Below are 13,801 nucleotides of genomic sequence, written 5' to 3'. Positions count from 1 at the left end.
GCACTCTGATTTGGGGAGTTGAATTATAGCGTATGGCGCTGAGGTTCGCCGGGCAGGTAAAATTGCGGGCTTACCGAAAAGGATGTTTTCCATGACCTTCAATCCCTTGACTGCCCTTTCTCCGCTCGATGGCCGCTACGCCGGCAAGGTCGATGCCCTGCGCGAACATTTCTCCGAGTTCGGCCTGATCAAAAACCGCCTCAAGGTCGAGATCGAGTGGCTGAAGGCGCTGGCCGCCGAGCCGCATTTCACGGAAATCGCCCCGTTCTCGCCGGCCACCGTCGCTGAACTGGATGCGCTGGTCGCCAACTTCAGCGTCGAACAGGCCGCCGAAGTGAAGGCCGAAGAAGCCGTCACCAACCACGACGTCAAGGCGCTGGAGTACTGGATCAAGAAGAACACCAAGGGCAATGCCGAAGTCGTCAAGGTCGGCGAATTCATTCACTTCGCCTGTACGTCCGAAGACATTAACAACCTGTCGCATGCGCTGATGTGCCAGGGCGCCCGCCAGCAGGCCATGCTGCCGATGCTCGACAAGGTCGTCGCCAAACTCACCGAACTGGCCCACGCCTACGCCGACGTGCCGATGATGAGCCGCACCCACGGCCAGCCGGCCACCCCGTCGACGATGGGCAAGGAAATGGCCAACGTCGCCTACCGCCTGCAGCGCGCCCGCGCCCGCATCGCCCAGGTCGAGCTACTCGGCAAGATCAACGGCGCGGTCGGCAACTACAACGCCCACCTCGCCGCCTACCCCGGCTACGACTGGGAAGGTTTCGCCAAGCGCTTCGTCGAATCGCTCGGCCTGACCTTCAACCCCTACACCATCCAGATCGAGCCGCACGATGCGCTGGCCGAACTGTTCGATGCCTTCGCCCGCGCCAACAGCATCCTGGTCGATCTCGACCGCGACATCTGGGGCTACATCTCCCTCGGCTTCTTCAAGCAGAAGGTCAAGGCCGGCGAAATCGGTTCCTCGACCATGCCGCACAAGGTCAATCCGATCGACTTCGAAAACTCCGAAGGTAACTTCGGTCTGGCCAACGCGATGCTCAAGTTCCTCGCCGAGAAGCTGCCGGTTTCCCGCTGGCAGCGCGACCTGACTGATTCCACGGTGCTCCGCAACATGGGCGTCGGCCTCGGCTACGCACTGCTCGGCTACGACTCGCTGTTGAAGGGCCTGGGCAAGCTGGAAATCAATACCGACCTCATGAAGGCCGATCTCGACGCCAACTGGGAACTGCTCGCCGAACCGATCCAGACCGTGATGCGTCGCTACGCCGTGCCCAATGCCTATGAAAAGCTCAAGGAGCTGACCCGCGGCACCCGCGTCTCGCGCGACGGCATGCAGGCTTTCGTGTCGACACTGGAAATCCCGGACGCCGCCAAGGCCGAGCTGCTGAAGCTGACGCCCTGGGATTACACCGGCAAGGCCGCCGAACTGGCCAAGCGCATCTGACGCCATGAAATGCAGCAAGTGCGGGCAGGAAGTGCCGGCGGACGCCATCTACTGTCCGCACTGCACTGGTGATGGCAAGACCACGGATCGCGAACTGATTCGCGGCGGTATCGCGGGCGGCTTGAAAGGCCTCTTTCTCGGCCTGCTGCCCATGGTCTGGATGCTCTCCCACTATGGCGCCGAGCGCGGCATCAAGGCGATCGCCTTCGCCGTGCCGGTCGCTACCTTCACCACCGGGCTGATCATCGGCTTGGTCAAAGCCAAACGAAACTGGAAATAAATGTCTTTTGCCGAAAACCTGAAAAAGTTGCCGGGGATTTCCCATCTGGCCGCCATCAACCTGCTCGATGCCGAGGGCAATGTCGTCGCCAGCATCGAGAACAAGCAGGGTAGCCAGGGGTCGCTGGCAGTGTACAACCACCTGGCCCAGACTTATGGTTCGATCAATGGCGAAGCGGCCAGGAAAGGCCTGGAAATCTTCGCCGAGCATACCGACGATGCACGCCTGCACGCCGGCAAACACCCGAATATCGACCGCCTGATCGCCGTCGAAGCGGGCCAGCCGGCACTGCGCGTCAAGCACGTCTTCGCGATCTGATCGACGGGCGGGAAACGCAAGGCCCTGGGTGACCTACGTCACTTTCCGCATGGGGCCGGAGGCGTAGAGTGTTCCAACTTGGGAGATGATGATTGTCGTTGTCTCCCATTTCTTTGGAATAATTCACGGCGCTGATGCGTATACCCTGCTGCAGATGTTCGCAGATGTGTTTCCAACCTGATACGGAGAATCAACAATGAAAATGAAACTCGCCCTTGCCCTGCTTTCGATCACCCTGGTCGGTACTGCCGCCGCTGCCGAAATCAAGCCGGAAGACGCCATCAAGTTCCGCCAGTCCGGATATACCTTCATGGCCTGGAACATGGGCCGCATCAAGGCAAACCTCGAAGGTACCTACAACAAGGACGAGGTGATCAAGGCCGCCAACGCCATCCAGGCCGTCGCCGGTTCCGGCATGGGCGCGCTCTACCTGCCGGGCACCGACAAGGGCAAGGGCTGGGAAGACACCCGCGTCAAGCCGGAACTGTTTACCAACAAGGAAGGTGTCGGCAAGGTTGCCGGGACCTTCGTCAAGGAAGCCAACGAAATGGCCAAGGTTGCCGCGACCGGCGATGCCGCCGCCGCCAAGGAGCAGTTCGGCAAGCTGAGCGCTTCCTGCAAGGGTTGCCACGACGATTTCAAAATCAAGAAATAACTACCTATTTCGGGATAAAACAGGCACCCTCGGGTGCCTGTTTTTCGTTGGTCATCGACAAGGATATTCATGAAGCGCAAACAGATCCGCCTTTGGGACCTACCTACCCGCCTGTTTCACTGGCTGCTCGCGCTGGGCGTGATCGGGGCGATCGTCAGCGGCCAGATCGGCGGTAACCTGCTGGAATGGCATGGGCGGATCGGCCTGCTGATCATCGGGCTGATTGTCTTCCGTCTGGTTTGGGGGCTCCTGGGGTCGACCTATGCCCGATTCGGCCATTTCTTCCCGACCGCCGCCAAAGTCAAAGCCTATTTGAAAGGTGAGTGGAAAGGCCCGGGCCATAACCCGCTCGGCGCGCTTTCGGTATTCGGACTGCTCGGCCTGATTGCCGTGCAGGCGCTCAGCGGCCTGTTTGCCAACGACGATATCGCCTTCGTCGGGCCGCTCTTCGATCTGGTCGACAAAAATTTGAGCAACCGCCTGACCGGCCTCCATCATTTCGCCGCCAATCTGCTGTTCGCGCTGATCGGCCTGCATCTGGTGGCGATTGCCTACTATGTTCATGTCAAGAAAGACAATCTGCTCAAGCCCATGCTGACCGGCTGGAAAGAGACCGAGCACGGCGAGCACGCCCGGGGTGGTGGTCTGCTTGCCCTGGTCTTGTCACTGGCGCTGGCCTGTGGCGCTGTGTACGGCGCCAGCGGCATCTGGCTGCCGGAGCCGCCTCCGCCGGCGCCGGCGGCTGAAACGCCCAGCTGGTGATCGCGGGCGGGCGAGTCCGGGAACAGGCAAAGAAAAAGCCGCCAGTTGGCGGCTTTTTCATGGTCGGTAGCCGATGGATCAGACGACGGCGCCTTCTTCGTTGGCCCCTTCGATGACCTTCTTCGGCTTGGCGAATTGCTCGCGCGAAACGCCCAGCCACATGACCAGCGGGCTGGCGACCAGCACCGAGGAGTAGATGCCGAAGCAGATGCCAATGGTCAGTGCCAGCGAGAAGTAATAGAGCGTCTCGCCGCCGAAGATCAGCATCGAGAGCACCATCAGCTGCGTGCTGCCGTGGGTGATGATGGTCCGGCTGATCGTGCTGGTGATGGCGTGGTCGAGGACCTGCGGCGTGGTCAGGCCGCGCACCTTCTTGAAGGTTTCGCGTACGCGGTCGAAGACGACGACCGATTCATTGACCGAGTAGCCGAGCACGGCGAGCACCGCGGCCAGCACCGAGAGCGAGAATTCCCACTGGAAGAAGGCGAAGAAGCCGAGGATGATGATCACGTCGTGCAGGTTGGCGATGATCGCCGAGACCGAGAAGCGCCACTCGAAGCGGAAGGCGAGGTAGATCATGATGCCGATGATGACGACCAGCAGGGCCATCGCCCCGTTCTCGGCGAGTTCCTTGCCGACCTGCGGGCCGACGAACTCGACGCGCCGCAACTGGGCGCCCGGGGCGTCGGCTTCCAGCGACTTCATCACCGCTTCGCCGAGCTGAGCAGTGTTCTGGTCGCCCTTGAGCGGCAGGCGGATCATCACGTCCTGCGAGGAACCGAAGTTCTGCACCGAATAGTCGGTAAAGCCCGACTTGCCGAGCGAGCCGCGGATCTTCTCGAGGTCGGCTGCTTGTGTGTAGGCGACCTCGATCAGCGTGCCGCCGGTGAATTCGACCGACAGGTGCAGGCCCTTGCTGAAGAGAAACACCACGGCCAGCAGGAAAGTCAGCAGCGAAATGATGTTGAACTTCAGCGCATGGCGCATGAAGGGAATGTCTTTGTGGATGCGGAAAAATTCCATGGTCGCTATTCCTTATTTCTGAGCGCTGGTAGCGGCGATGCCGGGCTTCCAGATCTGGCCGATGGCGACCTTGGCCAGCTTTTTCTTGCGGCCGTAGATCAGGTTGACCAGGGCGCGCGAGACGACGACTGAAGAGAAGATCGAGGTCAGAATGCCCAGGCAATGGACCACTGCGAAGCCGCGCACCGGGCCAGAGCCGAAGATGAGCAGGGCAAGGCCGGCAATCAGGGTGGTGATGTTGGAGTCGAGAATGGTCCCGAAGGCCCGTTCGTAACCCTCCGAAATCGCCGCCTGCGGAGGCATACCGGCCCGCAGTTCCTCGCGGATGCGCTCATTGATTAGCACGTTGGCATCGATCGCCATACCTAGGGTCAGGGCGATAGCGGCAATGCCTGGCAGGGTCAGCGTCGCTTGCAGCATCGAGAGCAGGGCGATCAGGAAGAGCAGGTTGGAGGCCAGGGCAAGCACCGAGACGACACCGAATATCTGGTAATAGAGGATCATGAACACTGCGATCGCGGCAAAGCCCCACATCGTCGAGTGGAAACCCTTCTTGATGTTGTCGGCGCCGAGGCTGGGGCCGATGGTCCGCTCTTCGATGATGTCCATCGGTGCGGCCAGCGAGCCGGCGCGCAGCAGCAGCGCGGTATCGTTGGCTTCGGTGGTGGTCATGCGGCCGGAAATCTGCACGCGGCCGCCGGCGATCTCGGTCCGGATGACCGGTGCGGTGACGACTTCGCCCTTGCCCTTTTCGATCAACAGGATGGCCATCCGCTTGTTGACGTTCTCGCGGGTGACATCCTTGAAGATGCGGGCGCCAGCCGAGTCCAGCGTCAGGTGCACGGCCGGTTCCTGGGTCTGGTTGTCGAAGCCGGGCTGGGCGTCGGTCAAGCGGTCGCCGGTCAGCACGACCTGCTTCTTGACCAGCAGCGGCTGGCCGCCGCGCTCGTTGTAGACCTCGGTGCCGAACGGCGGGTTGCCGGCCAGCGCCGCTTCCAGCGAACCAGCGGAGTCATCCACCATGCGAATCTCCAGGGTCGCGGTACGGCCCAGGATGTCCTTGGCCTTGGCCGTGTCCTGCACGCCTGGCAACTGAACGACGATGCGGTCGGCGCCTTGCTGCTGGATCACCGGTTCGGCGACGCCGAGTTCGTTGATCCGGTTGTGCAGGGTCGTGATGTTCTGCTTCAGGGCGAATTCGCCGATCTTTTTCTGGGCTTCTGGCTTCAGCGTGGCGACCAGGCGCAGGTCGCTGGCGTCACCCTGTTCGACCAGCAGCAGGTCGGGCTGGCTGTCGGCAATGGCGTTCTTGGCCTTGTCGCGAGTTTCGAGTTCACGGAAGCGGATGACCAGGCGGTCGCCTTCGCGATTGATGCCGCTGTGGCGCAGGTTCTTGTCGCGCAGCACGGTACGCAGGTCACCCGAAGTCGAGTCGAGGCGCTTGGTCAGCGCGCCTTTCATGTCGACCTGGAGCAGGAAGTGCACGCCGCCGCGCAGGTCGAGGCCGAGATACATCGGCAAGGCATGCAGCGAAGTCAGCCATTGTGGCGAGGCAGTCAGCAGGTTGAGGGCGACGACGTATTGCGGGTCGGCGGCATCTGGATTGAAGGTCTTCTCCAGGACGTCCTTGGCCTTCAACTGGGTATCGGTATCCTTCAGGCGGACCTTGACGCCGACGTTGTCGAGCTGGATGCCGTCGTGCGTGATGCCGGCGGTCTTCAGGGAGTCTTCGACGCGGGCCTTGGCCTTGTCGTCGACCTTGATCGTCGCTTTTGCGCTGGAAACCTGCACCGCCGGCGACTCGCCGAAGAAATTGGGCAGGGTGTAGACGAAGCCCAGCACCAGCGCGAGCGCGACGATGATGTACTTCCAGAGGGGGTAGCGATTCATAGTGGCTTTAAAGCTAAAAAGGCGGCCAGCGGCCGCCTTCTGGGGTGATTACAGCGACTTCAGCGTGCCCTTGGGCAGAACCAGGCCGATCGACGGCTTCTGCACGACGACTTCGGTACCTTCGGCGATCTCGACGGTGACATAGCTGTCGCCGACCTTGACGACCTTGCCGACCAGACCGCCGCCAGTGACGACTTCATCGCCCTTGGCCAGCGCGGCGATCAGCGCCTTGTGTTCCTTGGCCTTCTTCATTTGCGGGCGAATCATCAGGAACCAGAGCACGACGAACATCAGGATCATCGGCAGCAGCTGCATGAAGCCGCCCGTGGGGTCGGCGGCGCCGGCGGTTTGGGCGTGGGCAAGACTAATCATCGGAAAAACTCCTGAATGCGAAAAAACAAAACGTGGATTCTATCATCGGGCTGAAGAACGGTCCCGGGCAAAGGCGGCTGCCCAGTCGCTCAAGGTGCCGGCTTCGATGGCGGCGCGCATTTCAGCCATGATGACCTGGTAAAAATGCAGATTGTGGATGGTGTTCAGCATGCCGCCGAGGATTTCACCGTGGCGGAACAGGTGGTGCAGGTAGCTACGCGTGAACTGGGTGCAGGTATAACAGGTGCAGCTCGGGTCGAGCGGGCCGGTATCGGTCTTGTAGCGGGCATTCTTGATCTTGACGTCGCCGAAACGGGTAAACAGGTGGCCGTTGCGAGCATTCCGCGTCGGCATCACGCAGTCGAACATGTCGATGCCGGCCTGCACAGAGCGCACCAGGTCTTCCGGGGTACCGACGCCCATCAGGTAGCGCGGCTTGTGGGTCGGCATCTTGGGCGCGGTATGGGCCAGGATGCGAACCATGTCTTCCTTCGGCTCGCCGACCGAGAGGCCGCCGATCGCCATGCCGTCGAAACCGATGTCGTCCAGTCCGGCCAGCGACTCGTCGCGCAGGTCTTCGTACATGCCGCCCTGAACGATGCCGAACAGCGCATTGCGGTTTTCCAGCTTGTTGTGCTCGTCGCGCGAACGCTGCGCCCAGCGCATCGACAGGCGCATCGACTTCGCGGCTTCGTCGCGGGTGGCCGGGTAGGGGGTGCATTCGTCGAAAATCATCACGATGTCGGAATTCAGCACCTTCTGGATCTGCATCGAGATTTCCGGGGTCAGGAAGAGCTTGGCCCCATCGTGCGGCGACGAGAATTTGACGCCTTCCTCGGTGATCTTGCGCATGGCGCCCAGCGAGAAGACCTGGAAACCGCCGGAGTCGGTGAGGATCGGCTTCTGCCAGTTCATGAAATCGTGCAGGCCGTGATGCGCCTGGATCACCTCCAGCCCCGGCCGCAGCCAGAGGTGGAAGGTATTGCCGAGACAGATCTGGGCGCCGATCTCGTGCAGCGAAGCCGGCGTCATCGCCTTGACCGTGCCGTAGGTGCCGACCGGCATGAAGACGGGGCTCTGGACCTGGCCGTGGGCCAGGGTCAGCGTGCCGCGGCGGGCCGCGCCGTCGGTCTTGAGGAGTTCAAATTGCATCGGTTTTTTCCAGAAGCATGGCGTCGCCATAGCTGAAGAAGCGGTAGCGCTCGGCCACGGCGTGGGTATAGGCGGCACGGATGTTGGCGTAGCCCGCGAAGGCCGAAACCAGCATGAGCAGCGTCGATTTCGGCAGGTGGAAGTTGGTGATCAGCCGGTCGACGACCTGGAAGCGGTAGCCCGGGGTGATGAAGATGTCGGTCTCGGCGCCGCCGACGCGCACCGTGCCGTCCTCATTGCCGGCCGACTCCAGCGCGCGCAGGCTGGTCGTCCCGACGGCGATCACCCGGCCGCCGGCAGCCCGCGTAGCGGCGATGGCCTCGGCGGTGGCGGCGGGAATCTCGAAACGTTCGCTGTGCATGCGGTGATCGGCGATCTTCTCGACGCGCATCGGCCGGTAGGTGCCGGCCCCGACATGCAGGGTCAGGAAGGCGGTATTGACGCCCTGAGCCCGCAGCGTGGCCAGCATCGCCTCGTCGAAATGCAGGCCGGCGGTGGGCGCGGCGACGGCGCCCGGTTCGCGGGCATAGACCGTCTGGTAGCGGGTTTCGTCGGCGCCCTCGGCCGGGTGTTCGATGTAGGGCGGCAGCGGCAGCTTGCCGTAGGTTTCGGCGAGTTCCCAGAAATCGCCCGCTTCGACCAGTTCGAGCGCGAAGAAATCGCCGTCGGCGCCGGCCCGACCCGTCATTTTGACCGTGAAGGCATCGGCCAGGCGCAGCGTGCTGCCCGGCTTCGGTGCCTTGCTGGCGCGGATCTGGCAGATCGCATGCGTGGCATCGACGATGCGCTCGAGCATGATCTCGACCCGGCCGCCGCTGTCCTTGACCCCGAAAAAGCGCGCCTTGATGACGCGGGTGTCGTTGAAGACCAGCAGGTCACCAGCCTTGAGCAGCGTCGGCAGATCGGCGAATCGGCGGTCGGCCAGCTCGGCGCCGCAGACGTGCAGCAGCCGGCTACCGCTGCGTTCGGCGGCAGGGTGCTGAGCGATCAGCTCGGGCGGGAGTGGGAAGTCGAAGTCGTCGACGGTCAACGACATGGGCAGGAATCCATAGGTGATAAACAAAAACGGCCTTCCGTCAGGAAAGCCGTTTTGCAATTATTGGTGCCCCGGGCCGGACTCGAACCGGCACACCTTTCGGCGGCGGATTTTGAATCCGCTGCGTCTACCGATTCCGCCACCGGGGCAATCGGAGGGCGGATTATCCACGAATCACTTCTTCGGTTCAAGCGTATCGGCGCAAGGGAAGGATTTGGCCAGCGCGCCGGCGACCAGCATCGCCGTGCTGGCCGTGGGATTCGGGCCCTGGCGGTCGAGATGGGCGAGCACCGAACGCACCAGGCGGGGCGAGAGGTTGGCGTCGTCCTTGGGCAGGCAGAAGGCGTTCAGCCTGACCCCGACCTTCTCGGCCAGGTAGTCGCTGACCGCGTAACCGTCGGCAAAGCCCGCGACGTAGGCGATGCAGCGGGCGCTGCGGATCGAATGCAGTGGGTCGCTGCTCTTTTGCTGGTTGTAGAGCTCGTCGGCGGCCACGCAGTCGCCGCGCAACTCCGTGCTGCTGTAGGCATGGGCCTGGGTCGCGAAGAGGGCGGCGAGCAGCCAGAGAAATTTCATGATTTTTCGAACCAGTTGAGTTTTTCGTGCAGGCCGACGACGCTGCCGACGACGATCAGTGCTGGCGGCTTGATGCCGGATTCGGCCAGCCGGTGCGGCAGGCTCCCCAGCGTGGCGAGCAAGGTCTGCTGATCGGGCTGGGTGCCGTTGCGGACGACGGCGACCGGTGTCATCGAGGGCAGTCCGTGATTGATCATCTGGCGGCAGATTTCGCCGGCGGCGCCGATGCCCATGTAGAAGACGACGGTGTGATTGGGACGGGCCAGCGCCGGCCAGTCGAGATTGACCGTGCCGTCCTTGAGGTGGCCGGTAACGAAAGTGACGGCCTGGGCGTGGTCGCGATGGGTCAGCGGGAAGCCGGAGTAGGCGCCACAGCCGGCGGCGGCAGTGACGCCGGGGACGACTTCGAAGGGGATGCCGGAGGCGACCAGGGTTTCCAGTTCCTCGCCACCGCGCCCGAAGATGAAGGGGTCGCCACCTTTGAGGCGAACGACGGAGAGACCTTCCTGCGCCAGTTCGACCAGCAACTGGTTGATATCGCCCTGCGGCATGGTGTGCTTGGAAGCTTCCTTGCCGGCATAAATGCGGCGCGCTTCGGGCCGGGCCAGATCGATGATGCCCTTGCCGACCAGATGGTCGTAGACCAGGGCGTCGGCCTGTCCGATCAGGCGGGCGGCCTTGATTGTCAGCAGTTCCGGGTCGCCCGGGCCGGCTCCGACCAGCCAGACCTTGCCGCCTTCCAGTGTGTTCGCTTTGCTCATGCTTCTCCCCTTGGGCGGCCATCCTAATGCGGGAATCTGCGCCTGCCAACAGGTTTGGGTGGCCAATTGGCGACGCTAGTTCCAAGGAACTAGGTGGCTAGTCATTTGTAAATATAAGCCAATGAATCATAACGAATTTCAATTGGAAAAGATTGATGGGTATCAAGGATGTCGGCAAGGCCGAGGTTCAACCTCTCGGCAATCGCGTTGGGACTTGGGCGCGTGCTTTTTCGAACCAGGAGAGGAAACATGAATAAAACTGTAGTGGGGATGCTTGCAATGAGTGCCATGGCGGTCGCCATGGGTTCCGCCTTTGCCCAGGACGACGTCAAGACGGCGCCGACCCTGACGGCCCAGGAAAAAGAGCAGGCCAAGAAGATCTACTTCGAGCGCTGTGCCGGTTGTCACGGCGTGCTGCGCAAGGGCGCCACCGGTAAGAACCTCGAGCCGCACTGGTCGAAGAAGGACAAGGACGGCAACGTCACCGAGGGCGGCACGCTCAAGCTCGGCCAGAACCGTCTGGAAAAGATCATCGGCTACGGCACCGACGGTGGCATGGTCAATTTCGACGACATCCTGACCAAGGAAGAGTTGTCGCTGATGGCCAAGTACATCCAGAACACGCCGGATGTGCCGCCCGAGTACAGCTTCAAGGACACCATGGATTCGTGGAAGGTCATCGTGCCGGTCAAGGATCGTCCGACCAAGCAGATGAACAAGTACAACCTGAAGAACATGTTCTCGGTGACCCTGCGCGATACCGGCGAAGTGGCCCTGATCGACGGCGATACCAAGGAAATCCGCAGCATCGTCAAGACCGGCTACGCGGTTCACATTTCGCGCCTGTCCGCTTCCGGACGCTACGTTTACGTAATCGGCCGCGACGGCCGCCTGTCGCTGATCGACCTCTGGATGGAAAAGCCGGCGGTAGTTGCTGAAGTCAAGATCGGTTTCGATGCTCGCTCGGTCGATACCTCCAAGTTCAAGGGCTTCGAAGACAAGTATGCGGTGGCCGGCTCCTACTGGCCGCCCCAGTACGTGATCATGGATGGCGACACGCTGAAGCCGCGCAAGGTGGTCTCCACCCGCGGCATGACGGTGGATGGCGAATACCATCCGGAACCGCGCGTCGCTTCCATCGTGGCTTCCTTCATCAAGCCGGAATGGGTCATCAACATCAAGGAAACCGGTCAGATCCTGCTGGTCGATTACTCCGATATCGAAAACCTCAAGACGACCACCGTCGGTTCCGCCAAGTTCCTGCATGACGGCGGCTGGGATGCGTCCAAGCGCTACTTCCTGGTGGCGGCCAACGCTTCCAACAAGATCGCCGCGGTCGACACCAAGACCGGCAAGCTGGCCGCCCTGGTCGATGTCGCCAAACTGCCGCATCCGGGGCGTGGCGCCAACTTCACCCATCCGAAATTCGGTCCGGTGTGGACGACGGGTCACCTCGGGGCCGACGTGCTGACCCTGATCAGCACACCATCGGATGACAAGAAGAACGCCAAGTTCAAGGAGTACAACTGGAAGGTCGTGCAGGAAGTCAAGCACGTGCCGGGCAACCTCTTCGTCAAGACCCATCCGAAGTCCAAGAACCTGTGGGCCGACTCGCCGCAGAATCCGGACAAGGAACTGGCTGAATCGGTTGCCGTCTGGGATATGGCCGATCTGTCCAAGCCGAAGAAGGTCATCAACGTCGCCAAGGATTCCGGCCTGCCGGTGACCAAGGCTACCCGTCGTGCCGTGCATCCGGAATACAGTGCCGACGGCAAGGAAGTCTGGATCTCGCTGTGGGGCGGCAAGGCCGACCAGTCGGCGATCGTCGTCTATGACGATGCCACGCTCGCCCTGAAGAAGGTGATCACCGATCCGAAGATGATCACGCCGACCGGCAAGTTCAACGTCTACAACACGCAGCACGACATCTACTGATCCTGGATTGCAGTTCCGGAAGCAGTCAAGCAGACGGGGGCGCCAGCCTCCGTCTGGCATCACCTAGGAGATAAAACGTGAATCAGAAGCTCATTTCCTTCGCCGTGACCGGTGCCCTGCTGGCACTGGGCGCGACAGCGGCCGTCGCCGCACCCGACTGGAGCAAGGTGCCGAAGAAGGATATCCATGTCTTCCATCCCGGCGCGACGCCGATCGAGTGGGTGCAGGGCAAGGGCGAACACAGCGGTGCCAGCGGCCTGAAGAAGGGCGAAACCTGCGCCGGCTGCCACATCGAGGACGGCAAGCTGAGCCTCGACACCAAGCGTCTGGCCAGCAAGGAACTGGAACCCAAGGGTGCGCCAAAAACCGGCGCCTTCCCGGTCGGTGTCCAGGCCGCCTACGATGCCAGCAACCTCTACGTGCGCTTGACCTTCAAGGCACCGGCCGGCGGCTTCGACAAGTCGGACAAGGACAACGAAGTCAAGGCCACTCTGATGTTCCCCAACGACAAGGTGCCGCTGGGCGAGCAGGCCGGTTGCTGGGCGACCTGCCACAAGGATGTCCGCACCATGCCGGGTGCCGACGACAAGAAGACCAAGTACGCCACGCCGGGTGCGATGGACCTGATGCAGTGGAAGAGCAGCGGCAAGGTGGTCGACGGATCGGTCACCGACAAGCGCAACATGGAAGGCGGCAAGGCCGGAGCAACGGCCGAAGGCGCCAAGGCGGGCGACGTCTACACCGTAACCTTCACTCGCAAGCTGGCTGGCAATGCCACGCTGGCCGCCGGCAAGGCCGTGACCTTTGGGGTCGCCATCCATGCCGACAATGCCGGCGGACGCTTCCACCACGTCTCCTTCAACCAGACCATCGGCCTGGGGACGGATGGCGACGTCAAGGCCGTCAAGCAGTAAGGCCGCATCATGAAGCGTGCTGTCATCGCGTCTGGCGAATGGCGGCTCTGGAAAGCGGCGCCGGTGGTATTGGCGCTCTTTTCATTCGCGGCCCCGGCACAGGAAACGAGCGAGGTGCGCATCGAGGCCTACCAGTTCCGGCCGCCGGAAGTCCGCGTCCGCGCCGGCGAGAGCGTGCGCTGGAGCAACCACGAAAAGCGGACTAGTCACTCGGTAGTCTTCCCGGCCGAAGGCGGACTGGAGTCGGAACGCCTGTTTCCCGATGAAAGCTGGACGCGTCGTTTCGAAAAGGCCGGACGTTACGAATACCACTGCGGCCCGCACCCGGAAATGAAAGGGGTAATCCTTGTCGAGTAGGCTGCTGCTTGCCCTTCTTTTGATGTCGTCCACTGCTCTGGCTGCCGAACCCGATGCCGCGCGGCAACAGGAACTGGTGCGTCTGGTCCGCCAGGATTGCGGCTCCTGCCACGGCATGACCCTGCAGGGCGGCCTCGGCCCGGCCCTGCTGCCGGCCAATCTGCGCGACAAGCCGGCCGAGGGGCTGATGGCGACCATCGTCTACGGCCGCCCGGGAACGCCGATGCCGCCTTGGCAGCAGTTCATCTCGGAAGCAGAGGCGAGCTGGATTGTCGAAAAACTGATGACCGAATTCCCCAAGTGAGGCTGCC

At 62.2% G+C, this 13,801-nt stretch carries 16 protein-coding genes and 1 tRNA gene; 9 read left to right on the top strand and 8 right to left on the bottom strand.

The window, feature by feature from the left end:
* The first annotated feature begins 91 nt into the window (after positions 1-91).
* The 5 genes from purB to NQE15_RS21750 all read left to right on the top strand — a co-directional run bounded on the left by purB (position 92) and on the right by NQE15_RS21750 (position 3,474).
* Positions 92-1,459, top strand: a complete 1,368-nt coding sequence (gene purB, locus NQE15_RS21770; RefSeq protein WP_416336485.1) for an adenylosuccinate lyase — start codon at positions 92-94, stop codon at positions 1,457-1,459.
* A gap of 4 nt (positions 1,460-1,463) precedes the next feature.
* Positions 1,464-1,739: a zinc ribbon domain-containing protein gene (locus tag NQE15_RS21765; protein ID WP_265944702.1), complete on the top strand. Its 276-nt coding sequence runs from the start codon at positions 1,464-1,466 to the stop codon at positions 1,737-1,739.
* Positions 1,740-2,057 (top strand): DUF2322 family protein, encoded by a 318-nt coding sequence (locus tag NQE15_RS21760; RefSeq protein WP_265944700.1) that lies wholly within the window; start codon positions 1,740-1,742, stop codon positions 2,055-2,057.
* Positions 2,058-2,253: 196 nt separating this feature from the next.
* Positions 2,254-2,712, top strand: a complete 459-nt coding sequence (locus NQE15_RS21755; RefSeq protein ID WP_265944698.1) for a c-type cytochrome — start codon at positions 2,254-2,256, stop codon at positions 2,710-2,712.
* A gap of 69 nt (positions 2,713-2,781) precedes the next feature.
* Positions 2,782-3,474, top strand: a complete 693-nt coding sequence (locus NQE15_RS21750) for a cytochrome b/b6 domain-containing protein (protein ID WP_265944695.1) — start codon at positions 2,782-2,784, stop codon at positions 3,472-3,474.
* A gap of 78 nt (positions 3,475-3,552) precedes the next feature.
* On the opposite strand, the gene secF is transcribed toward NQE15_RS21750, so the two are convergent.
* The 8 genes from secF to cobA all read right to left on the bottom strand — a co-directional run bounded on the left by secF (position 3,553) and on the right by cobA (position 10,284).
* Positions 3,553-4,497: a protein translocase subunit SecF gene (secF, locus tag NQE15_RS21745; RefSeq protein ID WP_265944693.1), complete on the bottom strand. Its 945-nt coding sequence runs from the start codon at positions 4,495-4,497 to the stop codon at positions 3,553-3,555.
* 12 nt (positions 4,498-4,509) lie between these two features.
* A complete protein-coding gene (gene secD / locus NQE15_RS21740) occupies positions 4,510-6,387 on the bottom strand; it encodes a protein translocase subunit SecD (RefSeq protein ID WP_265944691.1) in 1,878 nt (625 codons plus the stop codon).
* Between the two features lie 48 nt (positions 6,388-6,435).
* On the bottom strand, positions 6,436-6,759 hold the full coding sequence (yajC, locus tag NQE15_RS21735) for a preprotein translocase subunit YajC (RefSeq protein ID WP_265944690.1): 324 nt from the start codon (positions 6,757-6,759) through the stop codon (positions 6,436-6,438).
* A gap of 42 nt (positions 6,760-6,801) precedes the next feature.
* The gene (gene tgt, locus NQE15_RS21730) at positions 6,802-7,911 is read right to left on the bottom strand and encodes a tRNA guanosine(34) transglycosylase Tgt (protein WP_265944688.1); all 1,110 of its coding nucleotides are present in this window, start codon (positions 7,909-7,911) and stop codon (positions 6,802-6,804) included.
* Positions 7,901-8,947, bottom strand: a complete 1,047-nt coding sequence (queA, locus tag NQE15_RS21725; RefSeq protein ID WP_265944685.1) for a tRNA preQ1(34) S-adenosylmethionine ribosyltransferase-isomerase QueA — start codon at positions 8,945-8,947, stop codon at positions 7,901-7,903. Before queA ends, tgt begins: the two co-directional genes overlap by 11 nt.
* A 64-nt stretch (positions 8,948-9,011) precedes the next feature.
* Positions 9,012-9,096, bottom strand: a tRNA-Leu gene (locus NQE15_RS21720).
* Between the two features lie 25 nt (positions 9,097-9,121).
* On the bottom strand, positions 9,122-9,523 hold the full coding sequence (locus NQE15_RS21715; RefSeq protein WP_265944683.1) for a Rap1a/Tai family immunity protein: 402 nt from the start codon (positions 9,521-9,523) through the stop codon (positions 9,122-9,124).
* Positions 9,520-10,284, bottom strand: a complete 765-nt coding sequence (cobA, locus tag NQE15_RS21710) for a uroporphyrinogen-III C-methyltransferase (protein WP_265944682.1) — start codon at positions 10,282-10,284, stop codon at positions 9,520-9,522. Before cobA ends, NQE15_RS21715 begins: the two co-directional genes overlap by 4 nt.
* A 249-nt stretch (positions 10,285-10,533) precedes the next feature.
* Between cobA and NQE15_RS21705 the strand changes: the two genes are divergently transcribed.
* The 4 genes from NQE15_RS21705 (at position 10,534) to NQE15_RS21690 (ending at position 13,794) form a co-directional block, all read left to right on the top strand.
* Positions 10,534-12,219, top strand: a complete 1,686-nt coding sequence (locus NQE15_RS21705) for a cytochrome D1 domain-containing protein (protein WP_265944680.1) — start codon at positions 10,534-10,536, stop codon at positions 12,217-12,219.
* Between the two features lie 77 nt (positions 12,220-12,296).
* Entirely contained in the window at positions 12,297-13,133 is an 837-nt protein-coding gene (locus NQE15_RS21700) for an ethylbenzene dehydrogenase-related protein (RefSeq protein ID WP_265944678.1), read from the top strand.
* 9 nt (positions 13,134-13,142) lie between these two features.
* Positions 13,143-13,490: a cupredoxin domain-containing protein gene (locus NQE15_RS21695; protein WP_265944676.1), complete on the top strand. Its 348-nt coding sequence runs from the start codon at positions 13,143-13,145 to the stop codon at positions 13,488-13,490.
* Positions 13,491-13,512: 22 nt separating this feature from the next.
* The gene (locus NQE15_RS21690) at positions 13,513-13,794 is read left to right on the top strand and encodes a c-type cytochrome (protein WP_265950379.1); all 282 of its coding nucleotides are present in this window, start codon (positions 13,513-13,515) and stop codon (positions 13,792-13,794) included.
* The last annotated feature ends 7 nt before the right edge of the window (positions 13,795-13,801 follow it).

The organism is Dechloromonas sp. A34 (assembly GCF_026261605.1).
GTDB lineage: Bacteria > Pseudomonadota > Gammaproteobacteria > Burkholderiales > Rhodocyclaceae > Azonexus.
The sequence above is the reverse complement of the archived record's forward strand: the minus strand, read 5'-3'. Positions and strand labels throughout refer to the sequence as shown.

Excerpts from the sequence above, each read along its gene's own strand:
- secD (WP_265944691.1), bottom strand. The coding sequence starts at position 6,387 with ATGAATCGCTACCCCCTCTGGAAGTACATCATCGTCGCGCTCGCGCTG.
- NQE15_RS21755 (WP_265944698.1), top strand. The coding sequence starts at position 2,254 with ATGAAAATGAAACTCGCCCTTGCCCTGCTTTCGATCACCCTGGTCGGT.
- cobA (WP_265944682.1), bottom strand. The coding sequence starts at position 10,284 with ATGAGCAAAGCGAACACACTGGAAGGCGGCAAGGTCTGGCTGGTCGGA.
- NQE15_RS21765 (WP_265944702.1), top strand. The coding sequence starts at position 1,464 with ATGAAATGCAGCAAGTGCGGGCAGGAAGTGCCGGCGGACGCCATCTAC.
- NQE15_RS21750 (WP_265944695.1), top strand. The coding sequence starts at position 2,782 with ATGAAGCGCAAACAGATCCGCCTTTGGGACCTACCTACCCGCCTGTTT.
- NQE15_RS21760 (WP_265944700.1), top strand. The coding sequence starts at position 1,740 with ATGTCTTTTGCCGAAAACCTGAAAAAGTTGCCGGGGATTTCCCATCTG.
- yajC (WP_265944690.1), bottom strand. The coding sequence starts at position 6,759 with ATGATTAGTCTTGCCCACGCCCAAACCGCCGGCGCCGCCGACCCCACG.
- NQE15_RS21715 (WP_265944683.1), bottom strand. The coding sequence starts at position 9,523 with ATGAAATTTCTCTGGCTGCTCGCCGCCCTCTTCGCGACCCAGGCCCAT.
- purB (WP_416336485.1), top strand. The coding sequence starts at position 92 with ATGACCTTCAATCCCTTGACTGCCCTTTCTCCGCTCGATGGCCGCTAC.
- queA (WP_265944685.1), bottom strand. The coding sequence starts at position 8,947 with ATGTCGTTGACCGTCGACGACTTCGACTTCCCACTCCCGCCCGAGCTG.
- secF (WP_265944693.1), bottom strand. The coding sequence starts at position 4,497 with ATGGAATTTTTCCGCATCCACAAAGACATTCCCTTCATGCGCCATGCG.
- NQE15_RS21690 (WP_265950379.1), top strand. The coding sequence starts at position 13,513 with ATGTCGTCCACTGCTCTGGCTGCCGAACCCGATGCCGCGCGGCAACAG.
- NQE15_RS21695 (WP_265944676.1), top strand. The coding sequence starts at position 13,143 with ATGAAGCGTGCTGTCATCGCGTCTGGCGAATGGCGGCTCTGGAAAGCG.
- NQE15_RS21705 (WP_265944680.1), top strand. The coding sequence starts at position 10,534 with ATGAATAAAACTGTAGTGGGGATGCTTGCAATGAGTGCCATGGCGGTC.
- tgt (WP_265944688.1), bottom strand. The coding sequence starts at position 7,911 with ATGCAATTTGAACTCCTCAAGACCGACGGCGCGGCCCGCCGCGGCACG.